General features: G+C 43.7%; 6 protein-coding genes and 4 tRNA genes. 4 read left to right on the forward strand and 6 right to left on the reverse strand.

Translation table 11 applies throughout. The features are described from left to right. Positions 1-50: 50 nt before the first annotated feature. The 6 genes from gltB to AC1XUD_RS18690 all read right to left on the reverse strand — a co-directional run bounded on the left by gltB (position 51) and on the right by AC1XUD_RS18690 (position 9,456). Entirely contained in the window at positions 51-4,634 is a 4,584-nt protein-coding gene (gltB, locus tag AC1XUD_RS18665; protein ID WP_483362560.1) for a glutamate synthase large subunit, read from the reverse strand. Positions 4,635-4,998: 364 nt separating this feature from the next. Beyond that, entirely contained in the window at positions 4,999-5,469 is a 471-nt protein-coding gene (locus AC1XUD_RS18670) for a ferritin-like domain-containing protein (RefSeq protein ID WP_483362561.1), read from the reverse strand. 813 nt (positions 5,470-6,282) lie between these two features. Next, positions 6,283-6,702, reverse strand: a complete 420-nt coding sequence (locus AC1XUD_RS18675) for an STAS domain-containing protein (RefSeq protein WP_483362562.1) — start codon at positions 6,700-6,702, stop codon at positions 6,283-6,285. 92 nt (positions 6,703-6,794) lie between these two features. After that, on the reverse strand, positions 6,795-7,733 hold the full coding sequence (locus tag AC1XUD_RS18680) for a phosphoribosylaminoimidazolesuccinocarboxamide synthase (RefSeq protein ID WP_483362563.1): 939 nt from the start codon (positions 7,731-7,733) through the stop codon (positions 6,795-6,797). 13 nt (positions 7,734-7,746) lie between these two features. Beyond that, positions 7,747-8,451, reverse strand: a complete 705-nt coding sequence (locus AC1XUD_RS18685) for a hypothetical protein (protein WP_483362564.1) — start codon at positions 8,449-8,451, stop codon at positions 7,747-7,749. A 42-nt stretch (positions 8,452-8,493) separates the two neighbouring features. Continuing rightward, a complete protein-coding gene (locus AC1XUD_RS18690; protein WP_483362565.1) occupies positions 8,494-9,456 on the reverse strand; it encodes a vWA domain-containing protein in 963 nt (320 codons plus the stop codon). Between the two features lie 127 nt (positions 9,457-9,583). Between AC1XUD_RS18690 and AC1XUD_RS18695 the strand changes: the two genes are divergently transcribed. The 4 genes from AC1XUD_RS18695 to AC1XUD_RS18710 all read left to right on the forward strand — a co-directional run bounded on the left by AC1XUD_RS18695 (position 9,584) and on the right by AC1XUD_RS18710 (position 10,259). Then, a tRNA-Ser gene (locus tag AC1XUD_RS18695) sits at positions 9,584-9,670 on the forward strand. 194 nt (positions 9,671-9,864) lie between these two features. Next, a tRNA-Pro gene (locus AC1XUD_RS18700) sits at positions 9,865-9,938 on the forward strand. Between the two features lie 45 nt (positions 9,939-9,983). Continuing rightward, positions 9,984-10,073: transfer RNA gene (locus AC1XUD_RS18705), tRNA-Pro, on the forward strand. 112 nt (positions 10,074-10,185) lie between these two features. After that, a tRNA-Arg gene (locus AC1XUD_RS18710) sits at positions 10,186-10,259 on the forward strand. Positions 10,260-10,356: the final 97 nt, after the last annotated feature.

The following is a 10,356-nucleotide window of genomic DNA, read 5'->3' on the forward strand; positions in this document are numbered from 1 at the left end:
TACTAATTAAAATCGTTCAAAAAAATAAAAAACTTGCTTATTGGTTTGTCTTACAGATGTTCAACATCTACGACAATGTCCTGATAAACAACATTTTTATCGGCAATCTGCTGTGCAAGCGTCACACCCCTGCTATCCAAAGCTTTCTTGAAGTCACCAGGCATTACTTTAACAAACTGCTTCACAGACTCTTCCCAATCCTGAATCAGCTGGAAAGCGACATTACTGGTAGTATATTGGAAATGCTTGTCAAGGTATTCTCTCAAAATAGCCTGATCCTGCTCGTCGAGTGCTTCGAGGGTAACCATTTCCTTGTTTACTTTTTCCTCAAAATTGCCCGACTTATTCAATACATAAGCCACACCACCCGACATACCAGCCGCAAAGTTACGGCCCGTTTCACCAAGGATAACAGCCAGACCGCCAGTCATATACTCCAACCCGTGGTCTCCGACACCTTCAACAACCACCCGCGCTCCGGAGTTACGAACGCAGAAACGTTCACCGGCAGTACCTCTGATATACGCGTCGCCAGAGGTTGCTCCGTAGAATGCCACGTTGCCAATAATGATGTTTTCTTCCGGTTTGAACTTGGAATCGCGGTCAGGATATACGATCAGTTCAGCTCCGCAAAGTCCTTTTCCGAAGTAGTCATTGGCATCTCCTTCCAATTCCAGGCGAAGACCTGTTGTGTTGAAAGCTCCAAAACTTTGTCCGGCTGTTCCGCGGAATTTATAATGAATTGTACCTGTAGGCAATCCTGCGCCACCATATTTCTTGGATATTTCGTTCGACAACATCGTGCCAGTCGCCCTGTTCAGGTTATTGATCGGGAACTCGCCATACACTTCTTCCTGGTTCTCCAAAGCTGCTTCCGCACTCTTGATCAATTCCCAGTCAATTACGCCGTCGATGCCGTGGTCTTGTTCCTCCTGTTTGAATTGAGCGACAGAAATATCACCTTCTTTATACAGGATCGAATCGAAATTCAGATTCTTATATTTCCAGTGCTTGATATCATTTCTTAGTTCAAGATATTGAGCCTGGCCTACCATTTCATTTACGGTACGGAAACCAAGTTGCGCCATGATCTCACGAAGTTCCTCAGCCATGAACGTAAACATATTCACCACATGTTCGGGTTTTCCGGAGAACAGCGCACGCAATTCTTTTCTTTGTGTGGCAACTCCAACCGGGCAAGTATTAAGGTGACACTTACGCATCATGATACAACCTGCTGCAACCAAAGCTGCCGTAGCCACACCCCACTCTTCTGCACCCAACAACGCAGCAACCGCAAGATCACGACCTGTACGAAGCTGACCGTCAGCCTGTACTGTAACTCTGCCGCGAAGTTTGTTTCTTACCAAAGTCTGATGCGTTTCAGCTAACCCAAGTTCCCATGGTAAACCAGCGTGACGAATCGAACTCAAAGGCGATGCTCCTGTACCACCATCATATCCTGAGATCAGGATATGGTCAGCGTGCGCTTTTGCGACACCGGAAGCTACAGTACCCACACCTGCTTCTGATACCAGTTTAACACTGATACGAGCAGCTCTGTTGGCATTTTTCAAATCATATATCAACTGCGCCAAATCCTCAATCGAATATATATCATGGTGAGGCGGCGGCGAAATAAGACCTACACCCGGAGTTGAGTGACGCGTGCGTCCGATCCAGTCGTCCACTTTGAAGCCCGGAAGCTGTCCACCCTCTCCTGGTTTTGCACCCTGAGCAGTTTTAATTTGAAGTTCGCCTGCATTGCTCAGGTAATGGCTAGTTACACCAAAACGGCCTGAAGCAACCTGCTTGATTTGTGAATTCATGCTGTCGCCGTTCGGAAGTTTGGTATATCGAAGTTCATCTTCACCACCTTCTCCAGAGTTGGATTTTCCGCCGATACGGTTCATCGCGATGGCAAGCGTAGTATGCGCTTCCCACGATATAGAGCCGAATGACATCGCGCCCGTTGCGAATCTTTTGAATATACTTTCAACAGGTTCTACTTCTGAAAGTGGCACGGGAGTACCCTTTTTGAAACGAAGCAAGCCTCTCAATGTTAACGCCTTATGAGACTGATCATCAATCAGTTTCGAATATTTTTTAAACTGCTCATAGCTGTTCGTTCTTGTTGACTGTTGCAACAAGTGAACCGTCTGCGGATTGAAAATGTGTGATTCCCCACGCTGTTTCCACTGGTAATATCCCCCTACTTCCAGTCTTGGATGCTTATCAGGAGTTTCGTGGTAAGCTACTTTATGACGAACCAGAATTTCTCTCGCAATTTCCGCGATACCCATACCACTGATACGTGAAATCGTACCTGTGAAATAACGGTCAACTACTTCTTTATTCAAACCAACGCACTCGAAAATCTGCGCACCCTGATATGACTGGAGCGTTGAAATTCCCATTTTGGAGAATATCTTCAAAAGCTCCTTATTGACTGCCTTGATATAGTTGTAATGCAATTTCTCGTCCGTGAAGCCCGGCTCGATCATGCCCTTGGTATTCATATTACTCAAGGTTTCGAAAGCCATATACGGACAAACGCCCGATGCCCCATATCCGATCAATGTTGCAAAATGGTGAGTTTCCCAAACATCACCTGCTTCAACAAGTAGTCCAACACGACCTCTTAATCCTTCGCGGATCAAATGGTGGTGGATGGTTGCGGTTGCCAAAAGCGATGGAATCGGTGCGTGATCGGAGTCGATGGCCCGATCAGAAAGAATGATGATTTCAAATCCGTCCTCAATTGCATCAACTGCATATCGACATATGCGCTCCAAAGCTCTTTCCAAAGCTTTTCCACCCTGATCGGCGCGGAAATATGTATTGATCGTTTTTGCCTGGAAACCACTTTTGTCAACAAACCGAAGTTTGTCAAATTCATGAACCGTCAACACAGGATGCGGAAGGGCAATCTGGCGACAATGAACTGGTGTTTCTGTCAAGATATTTTCAGTCGATCCCACAAAAGAAATCAGCGACATGATCGCACGCTCACGAATCGAGTCAATCGGCGGGTTTGTTACTTGCGCAAACAGTTGCTTGAAGTAACTCGACATATGCTGGCTTTGGTCTGAAAGAATCGCCAAAGGAACGTCAGTCCCCATCGATCCGATCGCTTCTGCGCCAGTTTGAGCCATCGGAGCAAGGATCATACGCAAGTCTTCCGAGCTATATCCAAATGCTACCTGACGTTTCAGCAAGGCATTTTCTTCATATGGACGGTAAGTACGAATCGGAGCATCCAACTCTTCCAACTGCAATTTATTTTCGTCCAGCCATTGTTGATATGGTTGGGCCGAACAAACTGAATTCTTAATTTCTTCATCAGGAATAATGCGGCCTTGTTCCATGTCCACAACGAACATACGACCTGGCTGCAAACGTCCTTTTGTAACAATTTTAGCCTGATCCACTTCCAGCACACCAGCCTCAGATGCCATAATAATGGTATCATCATCCAATACCCAATATCTTGAAGGGCGAAGACCGTTACGGTCAAGGGTCGCTCCTACCATTTTTCCATCTGTAAATGAGATAGATGCAGGACCGTCCCACGGCTCCATAATGGCAGCGTGGTATTCGTAGAAAGCTTTACGTTCTGCATCCATCTGCTCGTTGCCATCCCATGCTTCGGGGATCAGCATCATCATCACGTGCGGCAGTGAACGTCCTGACAAATGCAACATTTCAATTGCGTTGTCAAGGTTTGCGGAGTCAGACTGGTTTCTGTCACAAATTGGCAGAATCATATCCATTTCCTCTTTTGAAAACTTGTCAGATGAGAACGTTTTTTCTCCGGCTCTGATCCAGTTTACGTTTCCTTTCACGGTATTGATCTCACCATTGTGAGCGATATATCTGAAAGGCTGAGCTAGCTCCCATGACGGGAAAGTATTGGTTGAGAAACGGGAGTGAACCACCGCGAGAGCAGACACAACCGATTCATTTTCTAAATCCGGGAAATAATATTTCAGCTGAGCAGTAGTCAGCTGGCCTTTATATGATATCGTGCGACACGACATCGAAGAGTAATAAAAAGTACCTTTTACACCTTTAACAGTGTCTGCTATGATACGGGCCGAAACCTGACGAAGGATAAACAACTTACGCTCGAACGCGGTGTCTTCAGTGATATCGTCCGGACGTTTAATAAATACCTGCTCAACATATGGCTCAACAGAAAGAGATCCTTCTCCCAACGTGCTGTTTAACGTAGGAACTTTACGATACCCCAATATTTGAAGACCTAATTTTTTGGCCTTACGGTTAAGGATATCCTTGCTCTCCTCTCTCACTTTCTCATCCATTGGGAAGAAAACCATCCCGACTCCATATTCACCGGCTGGAGGCAATTGAAACCCTAGTTTCAAACACTCATCTACAAAAAACTCATGCGGAATCTGGATCAGAATACCTGCACCATCTCCCGTATTCGGATCAAAACCGGTAGCCCCCCTATGTTCCATACGTTCTAACATATGAATAGCATCGGCCACAATTTGATGTGACTTGCGACCCTTAATGTTTGCACGGAAACCTATCCCACATGCATCGTGCTCAAATTCAGGACGGTATAGCCCTTGATTTTCTACCATTGGTTCAGACATTTGCGACATATATCGAAGATTGTAGAGTAATTAACAAATTCGTATATAGAATTTATATAAATAAGCAATTTAAAACGCTCGTTAATCCTTGCCTTTCCATAGAATAGGGCAAAGTCACGCAATTTAACCATAAAAAATATTTGGCGAAATAGCGAAATGGCAAAATTTTCTACAATGGGGCGAAGTTGATATTATTATTACAATTTTTCTGAAAATATTGCTAACAATGCAACAATTTTCGTTTCGACATGTCATTTTGATAATCCAATATAAGACATTCAGATCGAAATCTGCACTGATTTCATGTCGAAACCCAATAAAAAAAGCACCCCGGTAAGAGGTGCTTTCCACTAAATTCTTCATTATTTTATAATCAATGCGAAACCGCTTTCTGCATGTCACGGTACTTTTTAATCGCATCATGCGAGTTTTTAAGTGACGCTTTTTGATCTGTGATCAACTGGCGAATTTCTACCGAAAGGTCCGCATCAGACGCTAACGCATCTTCATATGCTTCTTGGGCGGCATCCTCACCATATTCGCAACTTTCGAGTGCTGACTCACGGTCTTTTCCGGTGAAGGTCGCTTTGATATCCATCCATACCCGGTAAATTTTCCCTGAACCAGTTGTTCCAGTTGCAACTTCCTCGCCCAAAGCCAAAACCTCCCGCGTTAATTCGGCCACGTTTTCACGGCTCTCGCTCGCCATTGAATGAAATATTCCTTTTAGGTCGACATCGATTCCTTCTACAGTTTCGATCGCTTTTTCATAGCCATCAATCCTGTCATTATTTATTTTTATCAGATCGTTTAATACTTCTGCCAATTTGCTGTTCGTTTCCATGGTATTTTGATTTTTAATGTTGGTTTCAAAATTTCGTTATTGATCCCTGATATTAAAAACCTATGCCGCCCAAGCACAGATGGCTTTTTTTGCGATAAATCCGACGTATATGTGAATTTCACTGTACATAGTCCACCATTTTCTGGGAAGTATATTCAACCGTATAGGGCGATGCCAGCTATTAGAGGTTAGTTATTAGTTCGGTATCGGGCAACGTAGTATTGTAAACGATAAAAGCGCCGACATTTTCTGCCGGGGTGCTCGGCTATTAACAGTTATAATGATGTCATCCCTTCGGGATTTATTTGCTGTCGTTGTCATTACTTCCTATAATAGTTACATCCCTTCGGGATTGTTGAAAAATAAAACCCGATAAATCTGCCAACCGAATTGAATCAAAAGCCTGTCAAGGTTATAAAAAACAAAATTAATGATATCATCCCTTCGGGATTTATTTGCTGTCGTTGTCATTCCTTCCTATAATAGTTACATCCCTTCGGGATTTTTACAAAATCAGAACCGATAAATCTGCCAACCGCATTGAATAAAAAGCCTGAAAGGCTGACTCGATTATAGAAAACAAAATTAATGATGATATCCCTTCGGGATTGTTGCAAAATTAGAACCGATAAAATCTGGCACCCGTTATGCATCAAAAGCCTGAAAGGCTGACACGATTATAGAAAACGACAAATCACCCATATTCACAAAACCCCGAAGGGGTGACACCGCCAGGATTTTCGTAAACGAACACAGCCAGAAAGAACCTGCATGAGGCATCTTACTGGCTGTAAAATTTATGTCAATATATTTCTATTCCGAAGTTTCGCTTACTCCTTCGTAGTCTTCATCGTCATAATCGTCATCTCCCGCGCCGAATTCGTTTTCAAGGTTGTGCATGAATACGGCATCGATTGCTTCTTCTTTTGTGGGCAATATACTTAGATCAGGAATTCGCAATGCTTCAATCATATCAATAAAATCATCGTCGCGACTTACCAGCACAAGCAGGCCAAGATCATTGGCGCATAAGCGGTTAACTTTTTTGAGCACCGTAATCCCTGCTGCGTCTACCGATTTAGTAACCTGCATATTAACAATCAGGCTGTGGTAATCTTCTCTGAATAAAGTACGTGCAACCTGCTCAAACTCGGCCGAAATTTCACCTGAAAACGCCGACTCTTCCAGATCTATAAATGCGTATTGTTCTTTTCTTTCAATTTTATATTCCATGTTCTTTAGCTTTTAGCTGTTAGCTATTAGGGGTTAGCGAGTATCGCATACATGTTAGGTGTTAAGCCTGCACACGAACTAAGAGCTGATACCTAGTTGCTAACCGCTCTCAGAATTGCTTTTTCTATTCTAGCCAACGGGTCTTCCTGGTGGCCTTTCTGGAATTTGTTTCCTGTTACTTTTTCGAAAAGCTCGATATACCTTTCTGAAATTTCGGCGATTTTGTCGTCCGTCATTTCGGGGATTGATTGCCCTTCCTTGCCTTGAAAGCCATTCTGGATAAGCCATTCTCTGACAAATTCTTTTGAAAGTTGCTTTTGAGCCCTACCATCCCGCTGATTATCAGCATATATATCTTTATAGAAATACCTTGAAGAATCTGGCGTATGAATTTCGTCTATCAGGTAGATGACGTCTTTCAATTTGCCAAACTCATATTTTGTATCTACCAAAATCAACCCCTGATCCGCAGCGATTTCGGTACCACGACCAAAAAGTGCCAAAGCATAGCGTTCCAGGTGGGTATAGTCTTCCTCGGACACAAGTCCTGACGAAATGATTTGTTCTCTCGAAATATCCTCATCATGCCCCTCATGAGCCTTCGTCGTCGGCGTAATAATGGGCTCCGGAAGCTTGTCGTTTTCCTTCAGTCCCTCCGGCAACGCCACGCCGCAAAGCAACCTGCGACCAGCTGAATATTCACGCCAGGCATGTCCTGCCAGATATCCTCTCACTACCATTTCAACCGGAAATGCATCACATTTTAAACCAATACTCACATTCGGATCCGGCACTTCTTCCAGCCAATTTGGAACAATATCTCTGGTAGAATTCAAAAAATGAGACGCTATCTGGTTCAGTACCTGACCTTTAAATGGAATGGCACGGGGTAGAATGACGTCAAAGGCCGAGATACGGTCGGTCGCAACCATTACAAGCTTGTTTTCAAAGGAATAGACGTCTCTCACCTTTCCCTTGTAGAACGCAGTTTGTCCCGGAAATTGAAAATTGGTTTGTGATATACTTTTCATCGATTAAAGTTAATTACCATTCTACCTTTTTATCTGTCTGCTTTTGAGAAGCATACTGTTTTCTACGTAGCTGATAAATATATTGAGATTCACTTGTTTTCATGGCGTCAAGCACGGCCCGTGCCTGCTCTTCGGTCATATTCATTTTTTTCAGGGAATTTAGAAAATCCTCCTTCTTCTTATCGGCCAAAACCTCCTGCTGAGATACTTTGGGAGTGGCTTGTTCTTCTTTTAATTCTTGATTTCTTTTTTCCGAAGACCGGTTTTCCGGATTCTGCCGTTCAATTCCCGAAAAATGTGATTTTAAAAAAATATAGTTTTCTCTTGCCAGTTTATTATCCGATTCCAGTCGCAATGATTCAATGAGAGATCCCAACGCAGCTGCAGTATCCATTTCCGCCACTTGAATAAGCCCTACCTGACTTAGCGCCACAGATGCGATTGCACGGTCATTTACTTTTGTCAGCAGATCATAGTTTCGCTTGGCCTCGGCAAACTTTCCGAGGTGATAATAAGAATGTGCAAGATTGAGCCTCGCTGCGGGGTCTGAAAACATGGTGCCATATGTAATCTTATGATAAAGAATCACAGCCTCGTCGTATCTCTTACTATTATATGCGTTTTCAGCCAGTATTTTTCTCTCGTTAGTCTTTGAAATCGCATCAAAGGTGCGATTATCCCAAAGCCATAACATGATATATAGAAAAAGTGCCGTCATCAGATATTGTCAACTTTGCGCTGTAAAAATAGCAATAGATATTTATAACCTGAAAGTTCCGATTGTAATTAACACGTCCATCGCAATCAATAAAAGTGCCGCACCCAGGAAATAATAATATTTATCACTGTCTACCATCATGGTACGCGCGTTAATGACGGAGCTGCGCGCATTTCTGACATCACTCAACAACCGGTTCATTTCATTTTTTTGGTTGTTAAGCTGATAATATATGCCTTTGGAATAGGATACAAAGCCGGAAAGCAGTTCCTCGTCCAGGCGAGTTACCACTACATTCCCCTTCTCATCGCGCAGGATTTCGTTTTTATCCTTAATACTAGCTCCGGATTTCGTGCCAACTCCAACCACATAAATTCCGATTCCATATCGGCGTAAATTATTAAAAAGGCGATTGTCACAATTCTCTTTATTTTCTCCGTCGGTGAAAATGATGATCATTTTAGAACGCTCGTCCGGTGCCTGAGTACGAACCAGTTTATCAAAAGCCAGATCAGCAGCCGTGCATAAATTTGTTCCCGACGCGGGCATTAGATCCGTTTGCAACGATTGCACAAACTGTTTTAGCGCATCCCTGTCATAAGTAAGCGGGACTTGAACAAAAGCGTCGTTGGCAAAAACAATTATTCCCATTCGGTTCCCCGTCTGATCTTCCAAAATGCGGTTCAATTCAAACTTCACTTTTTCCAATCGCGAGGGCATAACATCTCCCGCGTTCATGGACGCTGAAAGATCTACGACCATATATATATCCTTCCCCTGCGCTTCTATTTGTTTTTCAGCCTCACCAAACGACGGCCCAAGTAAACTTACGATCAGCAGTGAGAAGGCAACGGTACGAAGAACCACTTTAATGATTAACACACGTGTTCTGGTATTAAGCTGACGTGCCACCCTGATTGTTCGTATGAGATAGGCCACATATGCTGCAATAAAAAAAAGTATGAAAAAATATTCTGTGGCTCCTAAAGGATAATTCCAGTTCATAATGAACACTTTACTAAATTAGACAGCCCAAAAATAGGGATTTAGAGATTCTGATGGAGTTTTTTTTTGAATATCGCTTGGTTTTCTGATTTACAACCCGCTATATTTGCAACCCAGAACGAAAGAAGGAGGGATGGGTGAGTGGCTGAAACCAGTAGTTTGCTAAACTGCCGTACTCGCAAGGGTACCGCGGGTTCGAATCCCGCTTCCTCTACATAGTTCTTTCGGCTTAGCCATATTTGAAGTTTTTAGATGACATATTTGGCATAAGTTCGGGGAGTGGCGCAGCCCGGTAGCGCATCTGGTTTGGGACCAGAGGGTCGCAGACGGTCGGCCGCTGCCGTTCGAATCCCGTCTCACCGACAAAAAGTTGGTTTAGGAACAGAAAAGAGTAAAAATAAATTGTCGCGGGGAGTGGCGCAGCCCGGTAGCGCATCTGGTTTGGGACCAGAGGGTCGCAGGTTCGAATCCTGTCTCCCCGACAAAAAGTTGGTTTAGGAGCAGAAAAGAGTAAAAATAAATTGTCGCGGGGAGTGGCGCAGCCCGGTAGCGCATCTGGTTTGGGACCAGAGGGTAGCAGACGGTCGGCCGCTGCCGTTCGAATCCTGTCTCCCCGACAAAAAGTTGGTTCAGAATCCTAATTCTGGATCTCAAAAAAGATTGAAAAGGCAGTAAGTTGTACTCAGCACAATTTTCGCTGTAACTGCTCACTGCCTTTTACCATGTAAGGGTCCCGTAGCTCAGTTGGATAGAGCAACTGCCTTCTAAGCAGTAGGTCTTTGGTTCGAATCCAAACGGGATCACAAAAATTAGTAAAATCCTGCAAGTGAGAACTTGTGGGATTTTTTTTGTTGAAAAGAACAGCTCAAAATTTCGCGCGTTCCCGGATCAGTCCGAAAA

This window comes from Dyadobacter sp. HNCC25DJ184 (assembly GCF_056895215.1).

Coding starts and splice junctions, on each gene's coding strand:
- AC1XUD_RS18680 (WP_483362563.1), bottom strand. CDS start 7,733: ATGAAAAGTATATCACAAACCAATTTTCAATTTCCGGGACAAACTGCG.
- gltB (WP_483362560.1), bottom strand. CDS start 4,634: ATGTCGCAAATGTCTGAACCAATGGTAGAAAATCAAGGGCTATACCGT.
- AC1XUD_RS18670 (WP_483362561.1), bottom strand. CDS start 5,469: ATGGAAACGAACAGCAAATTGGCAGAAGTATTAAACGATCTGATAAAA.
- AC1XUD_RS18690 (WP_483362565.1), bottom strand. CDS start 9,456: ATGAACTGGAATTATCCTTTAGGAGCCACAGAATATTTTTTCATACTT.
- AC1XUD_RS18685 (WP_483362564.1), bottom strand. CDS start 8,451: ATGACGGCACTTTTTCTATATATCATGTTATGGCTTTGGGATAATCGC.
- AC1XUD_RS18675 (WP_483362562.1), bottom strand. CDS start 6,702: ATGGAATATAAAATTGAAAGAAAAGAACAATACGCATTTATAGATCTG.